General features: G+C 58.5%; 21 protein-coding genes. 11 read left to right on the plus strand and 10 right to left on the minus strand.

The annotated features are described in order from the left end of the window. Positions 1–56 precede the first annotated feature (56 nt). Complete coding sequence (locus tag ACR0ID_RS01090) at positions 57–1,247, minus strand: phosphoglycerate kinase (protein ID WP_480564285.1); 1,191 nt, start codon at positions 1,245–1,247, stop codon at positions 57–59. A 133-nt stretch (positions 1,248–1,380) separates the two neighbouring features. On the opposite strand from ACR0ID_RS01090, the gene ACR0ID_RS01095 reads away from it, so the two are divergent. Then, on the plus strand, positions 1,381–1,887 hold the full coding sequence (locus ACR0ID_RS01095) for a peptidylprolyl isomerase (RefSeq protein WP_209503601.1): 507 nt from the start codon (positions 1,381–1,383) through the stop codon (positions 1,885–1,887). Further along, complete coding sequence (locus ACR0ID_RS01100) at positions 1,880–2,437, plus strand: peptidylprolyl isomerase (RefSeq protein ID WP_480603268.1); 558 nt, start codon at positions 1,880–1,882, stop codon at positions 2,435–2,437. The genes ACR0ID_RS01095 and ACR0ID_RS01100 overlap by 8 nt, the downstream gene beginning before the upstream one ends. A gap of 41 nt (positions 2,438–2,478) precedes the next feature. Here the strand turns inward: ACR0ID_RS01100 and ACR0ID_RS01105 are convergent, their stop codons facing one another. The 7 genes from ACR0ID_RS01105 to ACR0ID_RS01135 all read right to left on the minus strand — a co-directional run bounded on the left by ACR0ID_RS01105 (position 2,479) and on the right by ACR0ID_RS01135 (position 8,516). Continuing rightward, a complete protein-coding gene (locus ACR0ID_RS01105) occupies positions 2,479–3,321 on the minus strand; it encodes an alpha/beta fold hydrolase (RefSeq protein ID WP_480603270.1) in 843 nt (280 codons plus the stop codon). Between the two features lie 98 nt (positions 3,322–3,419). Next, on the minus strand, positions 3,420–4,109 hold the full coding sequence (aqpZ, locus tag ACR0ID_RS01110; RefSeq protein ID WP_480603271.1) for an aquaporin Z: 690 nt from the start codon (positions 4,107–4,109) through the stop codon (positions 3,420–3,422). Between the two features lie 102 nt (positions 4,110–4,211). Continuing rightward, entirely contained in the window at positions 4,212–5,033 is an 822-nt protein-coding gene (locus tag ACR0ID_RS01115) for a M90 family metallopeptidase (protein WP_480603273.1), read from the minus strand. Positions 5,034–5,151: 118 nt separating this feature from the next. Then, positions 5,152–5,652: a bactofilin family protein gene (locus ACR0ID_RS01120; RefSeq protein ID WP_209596778.1), complete on the minus strand. Its 501-nt coding sequence runs from the start codon at positions 5,650–5,652 to the stop codon at positions 5,152–5,154. Beyond that, positions 5,642–6,973: a DUF5930 domain-containing protein gene (locus ACR0ID_RS01125; RefSeq protein WP_480603275.1), complete on the minus strand. Its 1,332-nt coding sequence runs from the start codon at positions 6,971–6,973 to the stop codon at positions 5,642–5,644. The genes ACR0ID_RS01120 and ACR0ID_RS01125 overlap by 11 nt, the downstream gene beginning before the upstream one ends. A gap of 173 nt (positions 6,974–7,146) precedes the next feature. Next, the gene (locus ACR0ID_RS01130; protein ID WP_480476777.1) at positions 7,147–7,965 is read right to left on the minus strand and encodes a ferritin-like domain-containing protein; all 819 of its coding nucleotides are present in this window, start codon (positions 7,963–7,965) and stop codon (positions 7,147–7,149) included. An 89-nt stretch (positions 7,966–8,054) separates the two neighbouring features. After that, positions 8,055–8,516 carry a peroxiredoxin gene (locus ACR0ID_RS01135; protein WP_480473352.1) on the minus strand — a complete coding sequence of 154 codons (462 nt, stop codon included), beginning with the start codon at positions 8,514–8,516 and terminating at the stop codon, positions 8,055–8,057. A gap of 80 nt (positions 8,517–8,596) precedes the next feature. On the opposite strand from ACR0ID_RS01135, the gene ACR0ID_RS01140 reads away from it, so the two are divergent. The 4 genes from ACR0ID_RS01140 to ACR0ID_RS01155 all read left to right on the plus strand — a co-directional run bounded on the left by ACR0ID_RS01140 (position 8,597) and on the right by ACR0ID_RS01155 (position 15,131). Beyond that, on the plus strand, positions 8,597–11,968 hold the full coding sequence (locus ACR0ID_RS01140; RefSeq protein WP_480603277.1) for a YhdP family protein: 3,372 nt from the start codon (positions 8,597–8,599) through the stop codon (positions 11,966–11,968). A 42-nt stretch (positions 11,969–12,010) separates the two neighbouring features. Beyond that, the gene (queA, locus tag ACR0ID_RS01145) at positions 12,011–13,060 is read left to right on the plus strand and encodes a tRNA preQ1(34) S-adenosylmethionine ribosyltransferase-isomerase QueA (protein WP_480603279.1); all 1,050 of its coding nucleotides are present in this window, start codon (positions 12,011–12,013) and stop codon (positions 13,058–13,060) included. Positions 13,061–13,168: 108 nt separating this feature from the next. Then, positions 13,169–14,446 (plus strand): MFS transporter, encoded by a 1,278-nt coding sequence (locus ACR0ID_RS01150; protein ID WP_480485322.1) that lies wholly within the window; start codon positions 13,169–13,171, stop codon positions 14,444–14,446. A gap of 109 nt (positions 14,447–14,555) precedes the next feature. After that, positions 14,556–15,131: a DUF924 family protein gene (locus ACR0ID_RS01155; RefSeq protein WP_480476775.1), complete on the plus strand. Its 576-nt coding sequence runs from the start codon at positions 14,556–14,558 to the stop codon at positions 15,129–15,131. Between the two features lie 38 nt (positions 15,132–15,169). Here ACR0ID_RS01155 and ACR0ID_RS01160 read toward each other — a convergent pair whose 3' ends face one another. Next, a complete protein-coding gene (locus ACR0ID_RS01160) occupies positions 15,170–15,604 on the minus strand; it encodes a hypothetical protein (protein WP_480603281.1) in 435 nt (144 codons plus the stop codon). Between the two features lie 215 nt (positions 15,605–15,819). On the opposite strand from ACR0ID_RS01160, the gene lpdA reads away from it, so the two are divergent. Further along, positions 15,820–17,214 carry a dihydrolipoyl dehydrogenase gene (gene lpdA, locus ACR0ID_RS01165; RefSeq protein WP_480603282.1) on the plus strand — a complete coding sequence of 465 codons (1,395 nt, stop codon included), beginning with the start codon at positions 15,820–15,822 and terminating at the stop codon, positions 17,212–17,214. A gap of 153 nt (positions 17,215–17,367) precedes the next feature. Here the strand turns inward: lpdA and ACR0ID_RS01170 are convergent, their stop codons facing one another. Next, positions 17,368–18,753, minus strand: coding sequence for a M20/M25/M40 family metallo-hydrolase (locus ACR0ID_RS01170; protein ID WP_480473343.1), 1,386 nt, complete (start codon positions 18,751–18,753; stop codon positions 17,368–17,370). A gap of 327 nt (positions 18,754–19,080) precedes the next feature. Here ACR0ID_RS01170 and hemA point away from each other — a divergent pair, with 327 nt between their 5' ends. From hemA to ACR0ID_RS01190, 4 genes are all read left to right on the plus strand, one after another. Beyond that, positions 19,081–20,304: a 5-aminolevulinate synthase gene (hemA, locus tag ACR0ID_RS01175; RefSeq protein ID WP_480603284.1), complete on the plus strand. Its 1,224-nt coding sequence runs from the start codon at positions 19,081–19,083 to the stop codon at positions 20,302–20,304. Positions 20,305–20,433: 129 nt separating this feature from the next. Beyond that, the gene (locus ACR0ID_RS01180; protein WP_480603286.1) at positions 20,434–21,639 is read left to right on the plus strand and encodes a helix-turn-helix domain-containing protein; all 1,206 of its coding nucleotides are present in this window, start codon (positions 20,434–20,436) and stop codon (positions 21,637–21,639) included. A gap of 71 nt (positions 21,640–21,710) precedes the next feature. Continuing rightward, entirely contained in the window at positions 21,711–22,832 is a 1,122-nt protein-coding gene (gene ispG, locus ACR0ID_RS01185) for a flavodoxin-dependent (E)-4-hydroxy-3-methylbut-2-enyl-diphosphate synthase (RefSeq protein WP_480473338.1), read from the plus strand. 166 nt (positions 22,833–22,998) lie between these two features. Next, positions 22,999–23,817, plus strand: a complete 819-nt coding sequence (locus ACR0ID_RS01190) for a DUF2189 domain-containing protein (RefSeq protein ID WP_480603288.1) — start codon at positions 22,999–23,001, stop codon at positions 23,815–23,817. Positions 23,818–23,836 lie beyond the last annotated feature (19 nt).

Here is a 23,836-nt window from a genome sequence, read left to right on the forward strand (position 1 = left end):
CAAATAGGGGATAATACCATGAACCCTGACAAGCGGCCAAATGCGGTGAGTGTCGCTTAGTGTTCCAGCGCAGCGACACCCGGCAGGGTTTTGCCTTCCATCCATTCAAGGAATGCACCACCTGCGGTCGAGATATAGGTGAAGTCCTTGGCCGCACCCGACGCGTTCAGCGCCGCAACCGTGTCACCGCCACCCGCGACCGAAATCAGCTGACCCGAACGGCTGAGGGCTGCGGCTTTCAGGGCCGCGGCATTGGTGGCCGCGTCGAACGGCTCCAGCTCGAACGCACCCAGCGGGCCGTTCCAGATCAGGGTTTGGCTTTTGTCGAAAATCGCGGTAATCGCTGCGACGCTTTCGGGGCCCGCGTCCAGGATCATGCCATCCGCAGGGCATTGATCGGCGGGCAGAACCTTGTGGGGTGCGTTGGCCTCGAATTTTTCAGCCACCACAACATCAAGCGGCAGGACGATCTGGCAGCCCGAGCTTTCGGCCTTGGCCAGAATTTCGGCGGCGGTGTCCTTCATTGCGGTTTCAGCCAGAGATTTGCCAACGCTGATGCCTTGGGCGACAAGGAATGTGTTCGCCATGCCGCCACCAATCACCAGATAATCGACCTTGTCGATCAGATTGCCCAGCAGTTCCAACTTGGTCGAGACCTTGGCGCCGCCAACAACCGCCGTTACCGGGCGCTTGGGCGCACCCAGCGCGCTTTCCAGCGCCTGCAACTCGGCCTGCATCAGACGGCCCGCACAGGCCGGCAGCAGACGGGCGATAGCCTCGGTCGAGCTGTGGGCGCGGTGCGCGGCTGAAAACGCATCGTTGCAATAGACATCGCCCAGCTTGGCCATCCCAGCGGCCAGATCGGCGTCATTCTTGGTTTCGGCTGCGTGAAAGCGCGTGTTTTCGAGCAACAGGACCTGGCCGGGCTGCAAGGCACTGGCGGCCAGTTCCGCCTCGGCCCCGACGCAATCGGCAGCAAACAGAACCTTTGCGCCAAAAGCGCTTTCCAAAGTCGGGACCAGTTGTTTCAGTGACAGGCTTTCACGCCGTTCGCCACCGGGACGGCCAAAATGGGCCAGAAGGATCGGTTTGCCGCCAGCGGCCAGAATATCGCGTACCGAAGGGACGATCCTTTGGATACGGGTGGCGTCGGTCACAACACCGTCAACCACGGGCACGTTGATATCCACACGCACCAGCACGCGTTTGCCGTTCAGGTCCATATCGTCCAGTGTTTTCCAGCCCATTGTGCGATCCTTGTCATTGGCAACCGATTTAGGCGGTTCTTTTCCTGCATTTTGCCCTCAGGTCAATGCGTCACTTGGCATTCGCACGCGTGCGTCATAGGTATTTGCGCAAGATAAACGACAGGAGGGCCTCATGGCCGAGATCAAAGACCCCGAAAACACAATCATCATCGAGCTGAAAGGCGGCAATGTCGTCATCGAGCTGCTGCCGGATGTAGCGCCTCTGCACAGTGCGCGGATGAAGGAACTGGCCCGTGGCGGTGAATATGACAACGTGGCGTTTCACCGTGTGATCGACGGTTTCATGGCGCAAACCGGCGACGTGCAGCATGGCGATATGGAAGACGGGTTCAACCTGCGCATGGCGGGCACCGGCGGTTCGTCGCTGCCGAATGTTCCGGCAGAATTTTCCAAGCTGCCCCATGATCGCGGCACGCTGGGCGCGGCGCGCTCTCAGAACCCGGATTCGGCCAACTCGCAGTTCTTCATCAACTTCAAGGACAATCACTTCCTGAACGGTCAGTACACGGTCTATGGCCGGGTCATCGACGGGATGGAGCATGTGGACGCCATCGTACGCGGTGAGCCGCCTGCGAGCCCGGACCGCATGATCAGCGTCAAGGTGGCAGCAGATGCATAAACTGGCTGCGGCTTTTGCCTTGCTGGCAAGCCCGGCGCTGGCCAGCGGTTTGCAGATCGAGGTCGAAGGGGAAGGGGCCAATGGCACAATCTCGATCGACCTGTTCGAAGATGTCGCGCCCCAGCATGTGGAACAGATCACCGCTCTGGCTGCTGAAGGTCAGTACGATGGCGTCGTGTTTCACCGCGTGATCGATGGCTTCATGGCGCAGACCGGCGACGTGCAATACGGCAACTCGGGCGCGGACGGATTCGACATGCGTTATGCCGGGCGCGGCGGGTCTGATCGCGCGGACCTGCCGGCCGAGTTCTCGGACGTGAGTTTTGACAGGGGTGTGGTCGGCATGGCCCGGTCCAGCGATCCGGATTCGGCCAACTCGCAGTTCTTCATCATGTTCGCCCCCGGCCCGTTTCTGGACGGCCAGTATACCGTGGTTGGTCAGGTGATCGACGGTATGGATGTAGTCGACGCGATCAAGCGGGGCGAAGGTCAGAATGGTGCGATCATCGGTGCACCGGATATGATGAAAAAAGTCACCGTTACCGAATAAGATGATTTAGCCCGGCTCAAGCGCCGGGCTTTTTCTTTGGCCTATTGGTCGATGAAATCACGGATGGCACGGGTATAGTCAACTGGATCCTGAAAAGATGCGAAGTGACTGACATCTTCCAGAACAAGCAATTTGGCTTCGGGGATCACGTCAGCAATTGCTTGTGAATGCGCCATCAGAATGGCCTCGTCATGTGCGCTTTGAACCACGAGTGTCGGGACGGTGATCGATGACAGCGCCCCGAGCCCACCGGGTTTTTCGGTGCCCCACATGGTGGCAACCCCACCAAGAAATGCCTCGAACCCGTCAGGAGTGGGGGACATGGCCGCATAATCTTGGGCCATCATGCCCACGTAAGTGCCAAACACCTCGTTGGTTTCCACCGAAGGATCGATCCCGTCCAGCGTGACATTGCCTGCATGGGCAAAGTGACTGGCCAGCCGATCCGGGTTGGTGGTCGAGATAGAATACCCGATATTTGCCCCATCGGACCAGCCGACCAGATGCACCTGATCGACCCCCAGATGATCCAGCAGCGCCAGATAATCCTGCGACAACAACTCGTAAGAATAAGGGCTGCCATCGTTTGTGGATCGTCCATGCCCGCGCGTATCCGCCACAATCACCCTGTGGTCCTGCGACAGGTCGGCAACCTGCGCAGCCCAGAGATCGGCATGGGCAAGCCCGCCGTGGATCATCAGAACCGGGGTGCCGCCCGCATCGCCATACGTGGCGTAATACATGTCGATGCCGTTGATCTCTGCCGTGCCCGCTTCGGTGGCGGCGGGCATCTGGGGGGCTTGCGGGATGCTCAGCCATTTGTCTTCGGCCCAGCCTGCCGTCGCAGCGCAGCTTAGGAAAAGTGCTATGGAAAATGTCTTCATTGTATCCTCCCGTTGAATTAAAGGCTGTGACCAAGCCAGGTTGGGCGGAAGGATACCGTGTTTTTCAGAAAACGGGATAACTACCTTTCCCGCGCGGATCAGTCATCCGAGGACATTGCTTTCCATATCAAAGCGCCGATTGCGCCGCCAATCAGGGGGGCCACCCAGAACAGCCAGAGCTGAGCCAGAGCCGGGCCGTCGGCAAACAGGGCAACGCCGGTTGAGCGCGCCGGGTTGACGGAGGTATTCGTCACCGGGATTGAGATCAGGTGGATCAGGGTCAGCGCCAGACCGATGGCAATCGGAGCGAACCCGGCGGGTGCCTTTTCAGACGTCGTGCCCAGAATGATCAGAATGAAGAAAGCCGTCATCACGATTTCGATGATCAAAGCCGACATCAACGAATATCCCTGCGGCGAGGCCTCACCATACCCGTTTGACGCGAACCCTCCGACACCTGCGAAATCGGGTGCCCCGCTGACAATCAGGTACAGAACCACTGCGGCAGCGATTGCGCCAATGACCTGTGCAACCCAGTAGGGCAGAAGGTCTTTGGCCGGAAACCGTCCGCCAATCATCAGACCCAAACTGACGGCCGGATTGAAATGCCCGCCCGAGATTGGGCCAACCGTGTAAGCCATCGTCAAAACGGTAAGGCCAAAGGCAAAGGAAACACCAAGCCAACCGATGCCGACATCTGCCACACCAGCCGCCAGAACGGCACTGCCGCACCCCCCCAAAACCAACCAGAACGTGCCGAAGAACTCGGCAAGTAGTTTCGATGACATAGAATATCCTCCGCCCAATAATGAGGTTAACCGTAATTCAAGAATTAGCTTATGTTAAATTGTTGCGAACGGGGAATTTTTTTCGAAGCTTCCTCAATCGGGTCAGAACGGACCGCTGTGCCATTGAGCGGGATCAAGATGAAAAAGCTTTGACAGCTGTTCATAGATTGCCGGGTCAGAGGATCTCAGCGCATGTGGTCGTTCAAAGAACACCTCGACCGAAACGGCAAAGAATTCTTCGTGCCCTTCCGCGCCGTAGGGATCGATCACTGTGGGTTTCCCGGTTTCCACGGCGTGAACATGTGTCTTGTAACCGTTCAGAAAGGCGGTTTCCCACTCGCCAAAGCTTTGGTCATTGCTGAGCACGGGAACACCATTGGTTGCGCCCGAGAGGTCATCAAGCTGGTGCGCGAACTCGTGAAAGACGACGTTCCGACCATCGTGATCATTCAGGGCACCGCGCTGGCTATGGGCCCAGGACAGGATCACGGGGCCGCGGTTCCAGCTTTCCCCGCTGCGGATGATTTCCTGTTCGGTGACGACATAGCCACTTTGGCGGCGCTGTTTTGATTTGAAGGCACCGGGGTAAACCAGAATGGTCGTCAGGTTGTCATACCACTGGTCTGTATTTACCACGAGCAGACAGGCTTGCGCGGCAATCGACACCTGCATATCTTCGGTGACGTCCAGCCCGTCGCAGCCGACGAAATCGACCTGATCAAGAAACAGGTTGATCTTTCCTTCCAGCGCCCCGCGCAAGTCTTTGGGCAGCTTCTGGATAATCGGCACCTGAGCGTTCACAATATCGCGCTGGTGCTGGGACAGCGACTTGGCCAGCAAGGTCAGGCGGGTTTGTCGTTTCGACCAGAAGTGAAAGGCCGCAGCGCCAGCGATCAGCGCGACAACCGTCAGAAAAAGCAACATGGATCGACTGTAGCGCGATCAGAAAGGGACGAAAACGGGAATCCCTGATCATCCGGACACTCAAAAGAAATGACGCCACGGGTTTCCCCACGGCGCCCTGACATGAAGTGCAGTCTGCTTACTGTTTGACTTCTGCCGCCGGGTTCGATCCGGCTTTGGCGCTGCGGCCGGGGTTCAGGGGATCGTCCTGACGCTGAACCGAGCCTTCGAAATGCGCGCCGCTTTCAATGGCGATGGTCTTGTGGATGATGTCGCCTTCGACACGGGCGGTCGAGGTCAGGCGAACCTTGAGGCCACGTACGCGGCCAACGATGCGACCGTTGATCACAACGTCATCTGCGGTGACTTCGCCCTTGATCGTTGCCGATTCACCAATGGTCAGCAAATGGGCGCGGATGTCGCCTTCGACAGTGCCTTCCACCTGAATGTCACCGCTGGTCTTGATGTTGCCGGTGATGTGCAGATCCGAGGACAGAACCGAGGCCGGCGGCTTGGGTTTGGGTGCCATTGCAGGTTTCGCGTCAGCCGGAGCAGGAGCCGCTGGGGTCGCCGGAGCGGCAGGTTTGGCCGCCTCAGGTGCTTTGGGTGCGGGCTCGTTGATTTTGCTTTTAGAAAACATTTTTCGCAGCCTTGATGTAAGTCATTGGGTTTACGGGATTTCCGTTCACGCGCACCTCGTAGTGCAGATGCGTGCCGGTGGACCGTCCGGTGTTACCCATATCAGCAATATGATCCCCGCGCGAGACCCTTTGGCCGACCTTTACGTTGATCTTGGTGTTATGAGCATAAAGTGTCTCAATTCCGAACGCGTGCTTGATTTTCACAAGGCGTCCGAAGCCTGATTGCCAACCGGCATGCGTGACCACGCCATCAGCGGTCGCAAAGATATCGGTGCCCGTTGCTGCGGCAAAATCCGTGCCGTTGTGCATCCGGCTACCGCCGGTTTTTGGGTCGCGGCGGCGACCATATCCGCTGGTAAAGCGAAACGCGCTTTTGACCGGGCTGGCGAAGGGGGCCTTTTCCGCTGCAATTCGGTACAGGTTCAGCTGATCCATCTGGCGCAGCAACGTGTTCGCGCGCACTTCTTCGGGCGAAAGCTCTTCTTCTTCGCCGCGTGTGCTAAGGGATAAAGGGGTCAGCGGACCGCCCATACCGCTATATCCGCGCCGGACCTCTTCGATGATGCGATCTGTCGGCATTCCGGCCTCTCGGAACATCTTGTCCAGAGGTTCGACCGAGATGACCATCGCCTCTTCCAACTGGCGGAAAATCTCGTCGCTGCGTTCCTGCATCAGACGGATTTCCAGTTCCAGGTCGTCCCGCTGTTCCAACGCGTCCTGCGCGTTGGTGGCGATCAGGTCGCGTTCTTTGGCGGTTCGCGCCAAGGCGTCCGTCATAAAGGCCATCTGCACCGGGGCGCTGGAAACCGCGGCATACATATCGGATCCGCTGGTGTCCTGTTTCAATTGGGCCAGCTCTGAGCGCGCCTCCTCGCGCTGTTTCATCGTGGCGCGCAATGTCGTCTGGATGACTTCAATACCTGTCTCAAGCTCGCGGCGACGGTTTTCCGAGGCCAGCAGTTCCGACTGCATCGCGGAAATCTGGTCCAGCGCGGCATTGAATCGGTCCTGAGCGGCCAGTGCCTCATGCGCACGGGAATCGCGTTCTGCCGACAGGGTGTTCAGGCGTTCCTGATAGATGGCCTGATCGCGCTTTGCCTGTTCCCGGAAATTCCCGGCCCCGATGCTGTCCATCAACAATATGGCTGTCGCAACCGCTGTCCATCCGACCATGACGGCAACGCCGGCCACTGCGACGACCTGAGTTTCCGAACTGAGCCGGATAAATTTTGTGTCTGTGTCGGATTTCAGAAAGACCCGGCGTTCCGGGAAATGCCTCTCAAGCAGTGAGTGCAGTTTTATTGCCAGACGTGTTCGCACGCGCCCTACCTTTCATCCCCAAGATCGGAACCGGTCGTGAGTGCCTGCCGTCCCTTGCGCCGATTGCATAAAGCGGCAGGGGCGTTCGGGCAAGTTTGTTGACCAATCAGGTGCAAATGGCGCTGAAATCCCGCAAAGATCGGCGAGATTTTGCCGAAAATAACGCAAAAGTGTCAGTTCGAGAGGTCTCCGGGCGCAGGCAGGTCTTCGGTCAGGGGCCAGTAGAAATCGGGGGGCAACCCGGCTTCGGCCCGTTTTTCTTCGTTGAAGGGGGGCTTGAGAACACCGTGGAAGTACCGCCGGACCAGCGCGTGAAACACATCCTTGGGGTCGGCGTTTTCGCGGCCACACAGGAAGTGGAACCATTTTGAGCCGTAAGCGACGTGGCCGACCTCTTCGGCATATATCACTTCGAGCGCGGCGATGGCCTGCGCGGCCTTGGCCTTGCGGAATATCTCGATCATGCCGGGCGTCACGTCCAGCCCACGCGCCTCAAGCACCATAGGCACAACGGCCAGCCGACCCATCAGATCTTCGGCAGTATCTTCGGCGGCGCGCCACATGCCAGCATGGGCGGGCAGGGCACCATAGTGGCTGCCCATCTGTTCCAGACAATCGCAGACCATCTCGAAATGGCGCGATTCTTCTTCGGCGCATTTCACCCAGTCATCATAGAACCCGATGGGCATGGGTACATGGCCAAAGCGCGCGATGATGTCCCAGTGCAGATCGACGGCGTTCAGCTCGATATGGGCAACCGCGTGCAGCAGGGCAATGCGCCCGGCTTCGGTACCCGGTTTTCGTTTGGGTACCTCACGCGGGGACAACAGCTCGGGCTTGTCCGGGCGCGCGGGGGACAAGGGCGGTGATGCGGTGCCGATCTCGATCGGCTCACCTTCGGCCTTGCGGGAGGCAAACCACGCGGCGGCATGGGCTTTGGACAGGGCGGTTTTGGCCCGCCCGTCCGCTGTTGTCAGAACCTCTGTCGCCATCTGTGTCAGTGTTTTGGGCACCGGGTTGCTCCGCCTTTGGCATGTCAGCGCGGGTGATAGACCGGATGGCGCGGCAGGTCGAGGGGGGCTTAGAGCGCCTTCACCGCTTCCAGCACCTCATCCACGTGGCCGGGCACCTTGACCTTGCGCCAGACCTTGGCAATGCGGCCCTCGCTATCAATGACAAAGGTCGATCGCTCAATCCCCATTGATTTCCGGCCATACATGTTCTTTTCAACCCATACGCCATAGTCCTCGCAGACGGTCGAGCCTTCGTCCGACAAGAGCGGAGTGGTCAGCCCGTGTTTGGCGACAAACTTGTCATGCTTAGCGACGCTGTCCCGCGAAATGCCGAAAACGTGAGCCCCTGCCTCGGTAAACGCCTGAAGCTGCTCTGAGAAACCGATGGATTCCTTGGTGCAGCCCGGCGTATCATCACGGGGATAGAAGAACAAAACCACGGTGCCACCGCGCAACGCCGAAAGCGTCACCTCGCCACCGCCGTCGCGCGGCAAAGTGAAGTCGGGGGCGATGTCTGAAACGTCGGGCATTGGAAACTCCGCTAAAGGTTTTTAAAGGCTGCCCGTCATCATAGGGCAACGCGTGCGGGTTGGAAGGCGTGGATAGCAAATTGAAGCAGCACGAAGACGACGAAGCAAAGCCGGGCAAGCCTGTGCGCCGTCGGTCGCGCCGCCGCACCGCTGGTCTGTGGGCCATGCGTGGGGCCATCGTGCTGGTGCTTCTGGCGATGTTCACTGGTTTCATGGTCGTGGGGCAGAGGATGCACGCGCCGGTCTGGCTGCGCGACAGGGTCGAAGCCCGGCTGGAACGGGCGCTGGGCGGGCTGCAAATCCGGTTTGGAGACGTCAGTTTCATCATCCACGAAGGCTGGCGCCCCCGTCTGCGGCTGACCGATGTTGCCATCAGTGATGCCGCAGGCCAGCAGATTGCGCAGGTATCCGACATGCGCGCCAGCCTGGCCATGCGCCCCTTGCTGCGCGGTCAGGTCCGGCCCAAGCGCATCATTCTGAGTGGCGCGCAGATCGCCATGACCCGCGATCAGGACGGGGCGCTGACCCTGACCGTGGGATCGGGCAGCGCGCCGGTGCAGGAAGCGCCGGACCTTGCACAGCTGATCGAGGGATCGGACGAGGTCTTTCAATCTCCGATCCTGTCGGCGCTGACTTCGGTCGAACTTGATGCGATTACGCTGGATTACCGCGACCTGCGGCAGGGGCGGTCGTGGGTTCTGGACGGTGGGCATATTCAGGCGAACCGCAGTGATAACGAAGTGCGGCTTGCAACCGGGTTTTCGGTTCTGTCGGGGCGTGACTATGTCAGCAGTATCGAGGCCAACTATACCAGCGTACTGGGCACGCCTGCCGCCAGCTTTGGCATCTCGGTCACCGATCTTCCGGCCGAGGATATAGCAGGTCAAAGCCCGGCCCTTGCCTGGTTGCAGGTTCTGCGCGCACCGATTTCAGGGGCTTTGCGGGGCAGTGTCGATGAAAACGGGGCAACAGGAACCGTGTTCGCAACCCTCAATCTGGGGGCCGGGGCGGTGCAGCCCAACCCGGAAACACGCCCTGTCCCGTTCGAATCTGCCCGTACATATTTCACCTATGACCCGAACGCCCAGATGCTGGACTTCAATGAGGTGTCGGTGGTGTCGGCCTGGGGCACAGTTCAGGCCGATGGAAAGGCGTTTCTGCAAGGGGCTGAAGATGGTGTGCTGGACAGTCTGGAGACACAGTTGCGCTTGTCCGGGATCAATGTGAACCCGGCGAACCTGTTCCCGGAGCCGATTCAGCTGTCGCGCGCCAGCCTGGATTTCAAGATGGCGTTCAACCCGTTCCAGTTGCGCCTTGGCCAGATGACCATCGAGGATCCGGGCCACACCGTGCGCGCCTTTGGTGTTTTGCACGGACGTGCAGATGGCTGGGCTGTGGCGCTGGATGCCCATCTGGATCAGATGAGCTCGGACAATGTTCTGAGCTACTGGCCGGAGCGTCTGGCACCCAAGCCACGGGAATGGGTGACGGAAAACCTCTATCAGGGGGTTTTGTCGGACATGGATTTTGCCCTGCGTCTGGAACCCGGTTCCAAACCGGATCTGTATCTTGATTTTGGGTTCGAGCAGGCCAAAGTTCGCTTTGCCAAGACGCTGCCGCCGATCGAAGATGCACAGGGTCAGGCCAGTCTGATCGACAGCCGGTTTACGGTCACCGCGCAGCAGGGGCTGGTGTTCGCCGATGACGGGGGGAGTGTGGATGCCGCGGGGACGTCCTTCATCATACCTGACACGGATATCAAGAAATCCGCACCCGGCATCGCCCGTATTCAGGCAAAGGGCAGCGTGACTTCTGCGTTGTCGCTGCTGGACCGGCCGCCGCTGGAATTGCTGAGCAAGGCCGGTTTGCCCGTTGACGTTGCCAAAGGCACGGTTGCGTTGACCGGAACGCTGTCCTTGCCGTTGATAAAAGAGCTGAAGTTTCAGGATACCGAATTTCACTTCAACGGAACGCTGGCCAATCTTTCCAGTGACCGTCTGGTGCCGGGATTTTCCATAAGTGCCCCGATGCTGGATATTTCCGGCAATCAGTCGGGTGTTCAGATTCAGGGACTGGGTCAGTTCGGCGATGTTCCGCTTGAGGCGCTTTGGCAGCAGCCCATTGACGGCGAAACCGAACAGCGCAGCACCTTCACCGGCCAGATCGAATTGTCCCCGCGTCTGATGGATGAGATCAAGGCTGGCCTGCCGCCGGGGATGCTGACGGGCAAAGGGGTTGCTGATATTACGCTGGGTCTGGGCGCTGGGGCGCCTCCGAAACTGTCTGTTGTTTCGGACCTTCAGGGCGTGGCGCTAGCCATCCCTGAACTCGGTTGGCGCAAAGAGGTAAACACCACAGGATCACTGACTGCGGACGCGACGTTGGGCGCGCAGCTGAAAGTGGACGACCTGCGGATCAATGCAGCGGGACTGCGCACAACCGCATCCATTTCCTTTCACGAAAACGGTGAATATGACCGTGTCCAGTTCAGCTCGTTCGATCTGGGGGACTGGCTTGCGGTTCCGGCGGAACTGATCGGGCGGGGAGCCGCTGTCCCGGATATCCGCGTCCTTGGCGGTGTGCTGAACATGGGGTCTGCAAACTTCGGGGAAAGCGGCGGATCGGGCGGCGGCGGTGCCCCGGGGCCGAAACTGGACGTGGCACTGGACCGTCTTCAGGTTACCGAAACTGTTGCACTGACAGGTTTCCGGGGGGCGTTCCAGACAACCGGCGGCGTAAATGGCACCTTCACAGCGCGGGTGAACGGCGGTGCGGCTGTTGCCGGTCAAGTGACCCCACGGGGAAATCGAAGCGCCGTTGACCTGACGTCGAAAGACGCGGGGGCCGTTTTGCGATCGGCCGGGGTTCTGACACAGGCGCGTGGCGGTGATCTGGACCTCAAGCTTGAACCGGTGGCTGAGCCCGGCAGTTACGACGTCATCCTGAAAATCGTTAATACCCGGATCACCGATGCCCCGGCCATGGCCGCGATCCTGAACGCGATCAGCCTTGTTGGTCTGCTGGACGAGATGGCCGGGCAGGGGATCTTCTTTTCGGCGATTGACAGCCGCATGAGGATATCGCCCACCGACATCAAAGTGCTGAGTGGCAGCGCTGTTGGCCCGTCAATGGGGCTTTCGTTTGATGGAACAATCGACACCGTGAACAGCCTGCTGAACCTGCGGGGGGCGATTTCACCGATTTACCTTCTCAATGCCGTTGGCAGCGTGTTTACCCGCAAGGGCGAAGGTGTCATCGGATTCAACTACACGCTGACCGGGCCGATATCCTCGCCCAAAGTCGCGGTGAACCCTCTGTCCGGTCTGGCGCCCTTGTTTTTGCGTGATCTGTTGCGTCAGCCTGCGCCAAAGGTCTCGGACGGCCCCAATGCTGCGCCGGTGGAACCTGACGAGCCGAAACCGACATTTGGCTCTCCTCCCAGTGACCGCTGACGGGATATGGCCGAATCTTTTGCGGGGTTGTAAGGCGCGGTCATGAAGCTCAGCGATTTTGATTTCGACCTGCCCGACGACCTGATTGCCACGCGGCCTGCCAGCCCGCGATCCTCTGCGCGCCTTCTTGTGGTGCGGGGGGGTGCCACAGTGGACAGCCACGTGTTCGACCTGCCCGATTTCCTGCGGCCGGGCGACCGGCTGGTGCTGAACGACACGCGCGTTATCCCGGCGCGCCTGAACGGGCGGCGCCACAGAGACAGCGCGCAAGGCCCGGTTTCCGCCGGGGTCGAGGCCACTCTGCTGGACCCGCAGGCCGATGGCACCTGGTCTGCGCTGATCAAGCCATTGAAGAAAGTGAAGCCGGGGGAAGAGATCGTGTTTTCGGCCGATCTGAGCGCGACGCTGGATCGGGTGGAAGACGGGCAGGCCTACTTGCGCTTCAATCTCAGTGGTCAGGATTTCGACAAGGCGCTGGATCAGGCCGGTGCGATGCCGCTGCCGCCCTATATCGCCGCCAAACGTCCGGCGGACGAGCAGGACAAGACGGATTATCAGACCATCTGGGCCCGCAGGTCCGGTGCGGTGGCAGCCCCGACCGCCTCGTTGCATTTTGACGATGCCCTGATGCAGGCTTTGTCGAAACGGGGTGTCGCCGTCACACATGTGACCCTGCATGTTGGCGCCGGAACCTTCCTGCCGGTCAAGGTCGAGGATGTGACAACCCACAAGATGCACGCCGAATGGGGGCAGGTCAGCGCCGAGGCTGTTGCCGAGATACAGGCGACAAAAGCTGCGGGCGGGCGTGTCATCCCGGTGGGCACCACCGCCTTGCGCCTGATCGAAAGTGCTGCGCGTTCGGGCACGATCGAACCGTGGGAAGGTGACACCGATATCTTCATCTATCCCGGTTTCCGGTTTCACGTGACCGATGCGCTGATGACAAATTTTCATCTGCCGAAATCCACGTTGTTGATGCTGGTTTCGGCGTTGATGGGTCAGGACCGGATGCGCGAGGTTTACGCCCATGCCATCGCGCAGAAATACCGTTTCTTTTCTTATGGCGATGCGTCGCTTTTGATCCCCGGATAGGCGCGCATACGGCATCACCGACAGGGAATGTCGTAGACAAGCGCGATGGAAGCGGTCTTTGATCGCAGAACAAAACTCAAACCAGCTTGGCACCTATCGGAGGCCCAAATGATTCAGGTTCTGTCCAGCGCATGGGCATTGTTGCTCGGCATGGGGTTGCTGATGGTCGGAAACGGCCTTCAGGGCACGATCCTGGGTGTTCGCGGACAACTCGAGGGGTTTTCGACCCTTGAGATGTCTTTTGTAATGTCAGCATATTTTGTTGGTTTTCTGGGTGGTTCACGGCTTGCGCCCGAGATGATCCGGCGTGTTGGTCATGTGCGGGTCTTTGCGGCGCTGGCGTCTTTCATTTCTGCCGTGATGATCATGTACCCGATGCTGGCAGACCCGATCGCCTGGGTTCTGGGACGCGTAGTGATCGGGTTCTGTTTTTCGGGCGTTTACGTCACTGCGGAAAGCTGGCTCAACAACGCAGCCAATAATGAAAACCGCGGTCAGGCCCTGTCGCTTTACATGATCGTTCAGATGTTGGGTATCATCGGCGCGCAGGGCCTTTTCCTGTTGGGCGACCCTGCCGGATACGAAACATTCGTGATCGCCTCGATCCTTGTTTCGGTATCTTTCGCACCGATTTTGCTGTCAATTTCGCCAACGCCTGCATTCGATACTACCAAGCCGATGACGTTGCGGGAATTGATGAAAAGCTCTCCGCTGGGGTGTGTCGGCATGTTCCTGCTAGGCGGCGTGTTCTCGGCGCAATTCGGGATGTCTGCGGTTTACGGGGCCCAGGCCGGTCTGTCCTTGGTTGAGATCTCGGCATTTGTGGCGGCGTTCTATGTTGGGGCAATTGTCCTGCAATACCCGCTGGGCTGGTTTTCCGACCGGATGGACAGGCGTTTCCTGATCCTGTTGGTCGCGGCAACCGGGGCAGTTGGCGCCGTCAGTGGTATGCTTTATGGCTTTTCCTTCGAAATCCTCCTGGCGTCTGCTTTTGTGATCGGCGGAATGACCAACCCTTTGTATTCATTGCTGATTGCGCACACCAACGATTTTCTGGAATACGAGGATATGGCCGCGGCATCCGGTGGTCTGATCTTCATCAACGGCCTTGGGGCAATTACCGGACCCGTTATCACAGGCTGGCTGATGGGTGACGCAGTCTTTGGCCCGCCGGGCTTTTTCCTGATCATTGCCGTGTTGCTTGTCGCATTGGCCGCCTATTCGGTTTACCGGATGACCCAGCGTGCAGCAGTTCCTGTTGATGAAACCGGCACCATGTCGACGCTTTATCCCACTGCATCGCCCGTTGCATTCGAGGTTGCACAGGAAGTTGCCATTGAGGCGGCAGAAGCAGAGTTCGAAGAAGGTGCGCGCGAAACCGCTTGAGACACGAAATTATGTCGGTTGTGTTGCAATATGTTACTGTAACAGTTCTGTAAAAGGGACTTAAATGACGTTACGTCTGGGGCGCGGGCAATTGACGGAGTTTGAGGCAATGGTAACGCCTGAAGAAGTATTGAGTTTTTGGTTAGATGAAGTTGGCCCTAAGGGCTGGTATATTGAAAATGAGGCGCTGGACGCAGACATTCGGGCGCGGTTTCAGTCAACTTGGGAAGCAGCGGCAGCGGGTCGGTTTTCGCTCTGGCTGACTTATCCCAGCGGGGCGCTGGCCTATATCATCCTGACAGATCAGTTCCCGCGTAACATGTTCCGAGGTGAGGCGCGTGCCTTCTCGACCGATCGTGCGGCATTGGCGGCGGCGAAATGCGCAGTCGACAAAGGCTGGGACAAGAAGATCGACGAACCAGCCAGACAGTTCTTTTACCTGCCGATGATGCACTCGGAAAACCTGTGCGATCAGGAACGCTGTGTGCGTCTGATCTGCCAAAACATGAGCAGCGACGCAAGCAACCTGCTGCACGCCAGAGCGCATCGCGAGGTGATCCGCAAGTTCGGTCGTTTCCCGTATCGGAACGCGGCGCTGTCCCGCAGCTCGACTCCGCATGAAACTGCCTATGTCGATATGGGCGGGTACGGCACGACCGTGCGCGAACTACAAGCTACGGGCTGAACGCGAAGCCGCAACCGCTCTTTGGTCACGGCTGCGCTTTATGACTCAGGTGTGCATCCCCGCAATGCCAAAACGCGTTCCGCTGCGATATCGGCGCCGGTTTGGATCGCCTGCGCAATCAGCATTTCTGGCGTGTCAGCCAGTTCCGAAATCCGCTCCTGAACCGTTTGCAGCTTCTGTTCTGCTGCATTCAGGCGCCCCAGCGTTGCCCGGAGGTTTTGCGCGGCTTGGCTGTCTGCAAACGTGTCTTGCTGTGCAAGCGCCGCCAAATCAGTCCGCAACGCCGCAAGCTCGTCCCGAATGCCCTTCGCCTCATCCCGGATGGGGGCCAAGGCCTGAACCGTTTGCGAGACTTCAGCAGTGATGTTTTCGGCTTTGGACGCCAGTTTCCAGCCCAGAAACAGGCACAGCGCAACAAGTATCAATGTGGCATTGAGCAGGGCAAGCAGCAGATCTTTCAGAGTTTTGGCCATGGTCAGCCCCTTGAATGGGTTGAGAAAAGAATAGGTCCGACCGGTGTCGGCGTTTCTTTTCTAGCCATTGCATGGCCCGGGGTATAGGCTGAAATCCGCAAGTTCAGGCATCGCTTACCCTGCGTCCTATTTGTCGCGGGAACGGTGTGTTGATGCGTTCCGAATAATAGTTTAATGGTAAACTAAATTTTCAACTCCTGCGCCGAGAGGAACACATGGCTGCACAATCCTATGATCTGATCGTAATCGGGGCTGGCCCCGGCGGCTATGTCGCTGCAATCCGCGCAGCCCAGCTGGGCCTGAAAACCGCAGTGGTCGAGCGCGAGCATTTGGGGGGGATCTGCCTGAACTGGGGCTGTATTCCGACCAAGGCGCTGTTGCGGTCGTCCGAAGTGTTCCATCTGATGGAGCGCGCCAAGGATTTCGGTCTGAAAGCCGAAAAGATCGGATATGATCTGGAGGCGGTGGTCAAACGATCCCGTGGCGTGGCCGCGCAGCTGTCAGGAGGCATTGGCCATCTGTTGAAGAAGAACAAGGTTGCCGTCGTGATGGGTCAGGCCACGATCCCTGCAAAGGGCAAGGTCAGCGTCAAGACCGACAAAGGCACCGAGGAACTGACCGCCAAGAACATCATTCTCGCAACCGGGGCACGGGCACGGGAACTGCCGGGCCTTGAAGCTGACGGCGATCTGGTCTGGACGTACAAGCACGCGCTGCAACCGCCGCGGATGCCGAAAAAACTGCTCGTCATCGGGTCTGGTGCGATCGGCATCGAGTTTGCCAGCTTCTACAATACGCTGGGCGCAGACACCACAGTTGTCGAGGTGATGGACCGGGTGTTGCCGGTCGAAGACGCCGAAATCAGCGCATTGGCCAAGAAGGCGTTCACCAAACAGGGCATGACCATCATGGAAAAAGCCATGGTCAAGCAGCTGGACCGTGGCAAGGGGAAAGTGACCGCGCATATCGAGGTAAAGGGCAAGGTCGAGAAACAAGAGTTCGACACAGTGATCTCGGCTGTCGGGATCGTTGGCAATATCGAAAACCTTGGTCTGGAAGCTCTGGGCGTCAAGATCGACCGGACACATGTGGTTACGGACGAGTATTGCCGCACCGGCGTTGAGGGCCTTTATGCGATCGGTGACATCGCAGGCGCGCCCTGGCTTGCACATAAAGCAAGCCACGAGGGTGTCATGGTCGCGGACCTCATTGCGGGTCAACATGCGCACCCGGTCAAACCCGAAAGCATCGCGGGATGCACCTATTGCCAGCCTCAGGTTGCCTCAGTTGGATATACCGAAGCAAAGGCCAAAGAGCTGGGTTACGACATCAAAGTCGGCCGCTTTCCCTTTATCGGCAATGGCAAGGCCATAGCCTTGGGTGAGCCGGACGGGCTGATCAAAACCGTGTTTGATGCGAAAACAGGCGAGTTGCTGGGCGCCCACATGATCGGTGCCGAAGTTACCGAACTGATTCAGGGTTACGTGGTCGGTCGCCAGCTGGAGACAACGGAAGAAGACCTGATGAACACCGTCTTCCCGCACCCGACACTGTCAGAGATGATGCACGAAAGTGTGCTGGATGCCTATGGTCGCGTGATCCATATGTAAGATCGGCGTAGTTCCCCGTCAGGGTTGGGGGCTCTGCCCCCGCCGCGCGTGCCGCGCGCCTCCCCCGGGATATTTTAGGCCAGATGAAGCAGGGATCCTTTATTCATCTGGCTGCAAATGTCCCGGAGCGCGAGGCAGAGCCTCGCATAAGACCTATTTGTTCAAAGCATCCAGAATGCGCGCCCATGACCGGATGCCCTTGTGGAAGCTTTTCACGTCATATTTCTCGTTCGGCGAATGGATGGCATCATCTTCGTTTGCATAGCCAACCAGCATCGAGTCGAGCCCCAGAACGGTGTTGAAATAGCCGACAACAGGGATTGATCCCCCCATTCCAGTGAACACTGCCTCGCGGTCCCATTCATCCGACAATGCACCGCGCGCGGCTTCGAATTCGGGGCGGGTGATATTCATGACCGAAGCGGGAGACCCTTCCATATCGTTATCCCAGACCACTTTGGCGTCCGGGGATAGCTGATCCTCGACATGTTTGCGAATTTTGGCGCGCAGCGCGTCCGGGTCCATGTCACCAACAAGACGGCAGGTGATTTTGCAATGGGCCTTGGACGGAATAACGGTTTTGGAGCCTGCACCGTTATAACCACCCCACAGCCCGTTCACTTCGAGCGTTGGTCGTGCCCATTGTTGTTCCAAGGTGGAGTAACCCTTTTCGCCATGCGGCTGGGTGTAGCCGACCGAATTCAGATAATCCGCTTCGTCGAAGCCGCAATTCTGCCATTGGCGCAACTGGTCTTCGGGTACTTCATGCACGCCTTCGTAGAACCCGTCGACAGCGATCCGCCCGGTTTCGTCGTCATAAAAAGAGGTCACGATTTTCGACAGTTCGCGCAGCGGGTTCAGGCCCGGGCCGCCATAGTGGCCGGAATGCAGATCGATGCGCGGCCCCACAATGGTAAACTCGTCCTTCAGCATGCCCCTCAACTGCGCCGCAATCGACGGAACGCCGCGTGACACCATGGATGTATCGCAGACCAGCGCCAGATCCGCTTTGAGTTCGGCGGCATTTTCCTTGAGGAAAGGAACCAGTGAAGGCGAGCCTGATTCTTCTTCGCCCTCGAAAAAGAAAGTGATGCGGCAGGGCAAGGACCCGTGTACGGCCTTCCAGGCGCGGCAGGCTTCGACAAAAGTCATCAGCTGGCCTTTGTCGTCTGACGCTCCGCGACCGCGGATGACCGGTCCGGTTTCGGTGTCCTCAATGGCGGGATCGAACGGATCCCGGTTCCACAGGTTCAACGGATCGACCGGCTGCACATCGTAGTGGCCATAAAACAGGAAATGCGGCGCAGTCGCGTCCTCACCCACGTGGCCAACAACCATCGGGTGGCCCGGTGTTTCCCGTTTCTCTGCCGCAATCCCGATGCTGTTCAGATCGGCGACCAGCCAGTCCGCGGCGCGGCTGACCTCGGCCTTGTATGCGGGGTCGGTCGAGATCGACGGGATGCGCAGCAGTTCCATCAGGCGGTCGATCGAGGTTTGCAGATCTTCGTCAATCCGGTTCAACACGGCGTCTAGCGACATGGGGGGCTCCTGCCTGTTTTTTGTTCCCGCGAACCCTAGCAGCGTTGTCGGCGCCGTCCAGAGTTGTTGACACGAATTGCGGCCCGGCAGCGTAAGCTTTGGGTAGGGAGGCGAGACCTGCGTCGTTTCCACGCGTTCGATGGCCGTAACTTTACTTGTCTGATGGGGTGCAAACTTATATTTGATGCAAATCAAAGTTGGGTTCACCTTTTCGGCTGTAACCAGCTGAATAAGGGAACACAAAGCCACCGAAACAGGGTAAGCTGTGGGAGGTGGCGAAAATATCGCCCAATGGGAAACCGGATACGGGCGTTCAAGGAGGGTCCTTTGGACTATACTGCTCAGCTCGATTCAGCGATTGCCAGGCTGCATGATGAAGGTCGTTACCGGACCTTCATCGATATCGAACGTCGCAATGGGCATTTTCCCCATGCGGTGCGCACACGTCCGGAAGGGTCACAGCAGAACATCACCGTATGGTGCGGCAACGATTATCTGGGCATGGGGCAAAACCCGGTCGTTCTGAATGCAATGCACGAAGCTGTTGATGCAGCCGGTGCAGGTTCAGGCGGTACGCGCAATATCTCGGGCACCACGGTTTATCATAAAAGGCTTGAGGCTGAACTGGCCGATCTTCACGGCAAGGAAGCTGCGCTGCTTTTTACCAGCGCCTATATCGCTAATGACGCAACGCTCAGCACGCTGCCCAAACTGTTCCCGGGCCTGATCATCTACTCTGACGCGCTGAACCATGCCTCGATGATCGAAGGCGTGCGCCGGAATGGCGGGGCCAAGCGCATCTTCCGGCACAACGATGTGCCGCATCTGCGCGAACTGCTTGAGGCGGACGATCCGGTCGCACCCAAACTGATCGTATTTGAGTCGGTTTATTCTATGGACGGCGATTTTGGTCCGATCGAAGAGATCTGCGATCTGGCAGATGAATTCGGCGCACTGACTTATATCGACGAAGTGCACGCGGTAGGCATGTATGGCCCGCGCGGCGGCGGTGTGACCGAGCGCGATAACCTTGCCCACCGGATCGACATCATCAATGGCACGCTGGCAAAAGCCTATGGCGTGATGGGCGGCTATATCGCGGCCAGCGCCAAGATGTGCGACGCCGTGCGGTCATATGCGCCGGGCTTTATCTTTACCACGTCCCTGCCACCTGCGGTTGCGGCCGGGGCTGCTGCATCTGTTGCCTACCTGAAAACCGCACCCGAACTGCGCGAGCAGCATCAGACGCAGGCCAAAATCCTCAAGCTGCGGTTGAAGGGGATGGGGCTACCGCTGATCGACCACGGTAGCCATATCGTGCCCGTGATCGTCGGAAACCCGGTCCATACCAAGAAGCTCAGCGATATGCTGTTGGATGATTACGGCATTTATGTGCAACCGATCAATTTCCCGACCGTTCCGCGCGGAACCGAGCGTCTGCGCTTTACCCCTTCTCCGGTGCATGGGCCTGACGAAATGAACCGTCTGGTACAGGCGATGGACGAACTTTGGTCACATTGTGCGCTAAATCGCGCCGAACTTGCCGGTTAACCTCACGCCAAAGTGTGCAACGTATTTGCCGCGTGTTAAGCTTACGCTAACAAAATCGGCGGACGAATCGTTTTGGGGATGATTCGCCGCTAACGCGAAACACGCGACAGGCAGAATGGGGCAGCAGGAATGATTGGGCGCAGATCACAGCGCGAATCTGATGAGGATGTAGATGTCAGACCGAAAGGGTTTGACGACTACGAGGTACGCCTTGGTGACAAGATGCGCGGCGAACGCGCAACCATGGGCAAATCCCTGTTGGATGTTCAGCGCGAGCTGAGGATCAAAGCCAACTACATTGCTGCCATCGAAAACGCAGATCCTGATGCCTTTGACACGCCCGGCTTTATCGCCGGGTATGTGCGTTCTTACGCGCGTTATCTGGGGATGAACCCGGATGAAACCTTCTCGACTTTCTGCGCGGAAAGCGGTTTTTCGGTCGCGCATGGCATGTCGGCCGAGGCTTCGGTGGTGCGAAAGCCGACCGGCGCGCTTCCGGCGCGTGGGCCAATGGGGCGCGATCCCTTCATCTCGCCCAATACGCCGTACATTCCGGGCAAGGAATCTCTGGTCAGTCAGATTGAACCGCGCGCCATCGGATCGTCGCTGGTGCTTTTGGCGGTTATTGGTGGCATCGGCTATGGCGGGTGGGCGGTTCTGAACAAGATCCAGCAGGTACAGGTCAGCCCGGTTGAACAAGCGCCTGTGGTGCTTTCCGACCTTGATCCGCTGGATGCCGTGCGCGGTGGCGTTGTCGATGATGCGGTTGCTGCGGCGAACACCGAGGCACTGGACCGCCTCTATCGTCCGCAGGCCTTGGATGTTCCGGTTCTGGTTGCCCGCGATGCGCCAATTTCGACCCTTGATCCACGCGATGTCGGAACCTTCCGCCCGCCAAGCCTGCCGCAGTTCGAAGTCGCCGAAGTGCACACGGTTGAACGACCATCCTTGCCGCAGGTCGTGGAACAGATTGATACCATGCTGAAAATCGTTGCTGTCGATCCTTCTTGGATGCGGGTGACGGCGGCGGATGGCAGTGTTATTTTCGAAGGGACCCTTGGAACGGTCGAGCAAGGCAGTGTCTTTGAGATTCCGCTAACGGAAGAACCACCGCTGTTGCGGGCAGGGGCGTCGGGATCGGTTTATTTCTCAATGAACGGCGAGCACTATGGCCCGGCAGGGGCACCCGGCACGGTTGCCAAAGGGGTGATCCTTTCGAAAGACGCGGTGTCTGAAGTTTATGCCGTTGCCGATCTTGAGGCGGAACAGAACAGCGCTCTCAAGCAATTGGTGGCTGAACTGCAAACCGAGGCGACAGAAGCGCCCGCCGAGTGATCTAGCCATTGCGGTAACCCCTTTGCCGGACTATCTACAGTCGCAACTCAGGCAGACGCGGATCCGTCCTTATGTCCCTTAATCACGTGCGCCCCTGGCGCGACATATATCGTCGTAAATCCCGTCAAATCATGGTCGGTAACGTTCCCGTCGGGGGGGATGCCCCGATCGCCGTTCAGACCATGACCAACACCCTGACCACCGATGTGGCGGCAACGGTGGCGCAAGTTCAGGCCGCAGCCGAGGCTGGCGCGGATATCGTGCGCGTTTCAGTCCCAGATGAGGCGTCGGCTAAGGCATTGAAAGAAATCGTGCGCGAAAGCCCGGTGCCTATCGTTGCGGACATCCATTTTCACTATCGCCGTGGAATCGAAGCGGCCGAGGCGGGCGCTGCCTGTCTGCGTATCAATCCCGGCAACATCGGCGATGAAAGTCGGGTGAAAGAAGTCATTCAGGCCGCGCGCGACCACAATTGCTCGATCCGCATCGGCGTAAATGCAGGCAGCCTGGAAAAGCACCTGCTTGAGAAATATGGCGAACCGTGCCCCGAGGCGATGGTCGAAAGCGGGTTGGAACATATCCGCATCCTTCAGGACAATGATTTTCACGAGTTCAAGATCAGTGTGAAGGCCAGCGACGTATTCCTGTCCGCCGCCGCGTATCAGGGCATAGCCGAAGCCACTGATGCGCCCATCCATCTGGGTATCACCGAGGCGGGCGGACTGGTGTCCGGCACCATCAAATCCGCCATCGGGTTGGGCAACCTGCTGTGGATGGGGATCGGCGACACGATCCGCGTCAGCCTGTCTGCCGATCCGGTGGAAGAGGTGAAGGTCGGCTTTGAAATCCTCAAATCCCTTGGTCTGCGCCACCGTGGCGTCAACATCATCTCATGCCCGTCCTGCGCGCGGCAGGGGTTTGACGTTATCAAGACCGTCGAGGCGCTGGAACGTCGTCTGGAACACATCAAGACACCGATGAGCCTGTCAATCATCGGCTGCGTGGTCAACGGACCGGGCGAGGCGCTGATGACCGATGTCGGGTTTACCGGTGGCGGGGCAGGGTCCGGGATGGTCTATCTGGCGGGCAAGGCCAGCCATAAGATGTCCAACGATCAGATGATCGACCACATCGTGGAGCAGGTCGAAAAGAAAGCCGCGGAACTGGACGCGGCTGCGGAAGCGGCGGAGTAGTGTGGGGTCGGCTGTGTCGGTAAGGCAGACATAGCGACCTTACTCATCCCTTGCCCTGATGCCTGAGCTGTTGCAAACTTGTTTCGTGACCGAACGATGCCTGTTTCGTCGCTGGTTCCGTCGTTAAACAGAACAGCGCGGACCCATGCTTTGGGAGGAGTGTGTCATGACATCCAAGACCGCAGGCCCTACGCCACCTGAGAACCTGACGCCACACCAGCAGGCCATGCCCAAGGTCAATCGGGTTACTTCGGATGATATAAAGGCGTCGCTGAAAGCTGGGTTTTCCGATTTTCTGGCGCGCCCCTTCATGAGCGGTTTCTTCGGGCTTTTCTATGCGGCTTTCGGCATCCTGATGGTCTGGAGCTTGGTCTGGCTTGGCAAGATCTGGATGATCATCCCAGCGATTGTCGGGTTTCCTCTGGTCGCGCCTTTCGCCGCTGCAGGACTTTATGAGATGTCCCGGCGGTTACAGAAGGGAGAGAAATTTGGCTGGTATGAAATCCTCACAGTCATGGCCGATCAACGCAAGCGCGAAATGGGCTGGATGGCCTTTGTCACACTGTTCATTTTCTGGGTTTGGGTTTACCAGGTCCGGCTTTGGCTTGCGATCATCCTGCAGAATTCATCCTTTTCGGATTTTGACGGATTCTTGAACATCATCTTGTTCACTCCGCAGGGTTGGACTTTCCTTGCAATCGGCACCTGTGTCGGGGCATTTCTGTCGGCCGTCCTGTTTTCGGTCACTGTCGTCGCCATGCCCATGCTTCTGGACCGGGAAACAAATTTCGTTTCAGCCATGTTGACGTCTTTACGCGTCGTCTCGGAAAGCCCTGTGGTCATGCTCGGCTGGGCAGCGATCATCTCGGTGACAATGTTGTTGTCGATGGTTCCGGCGTTTATGGGCTTGATTTTCACCTTGCCGATCCTTGGCCATACCACGTGGCATCTCTATCAACGGGCCGTGGAACCGGCAGACGGCTGAGATCAGCGATCAGTCCGTC

The organism is Ruegeria sp. AL2 (genome assembly GCF_056540845.1).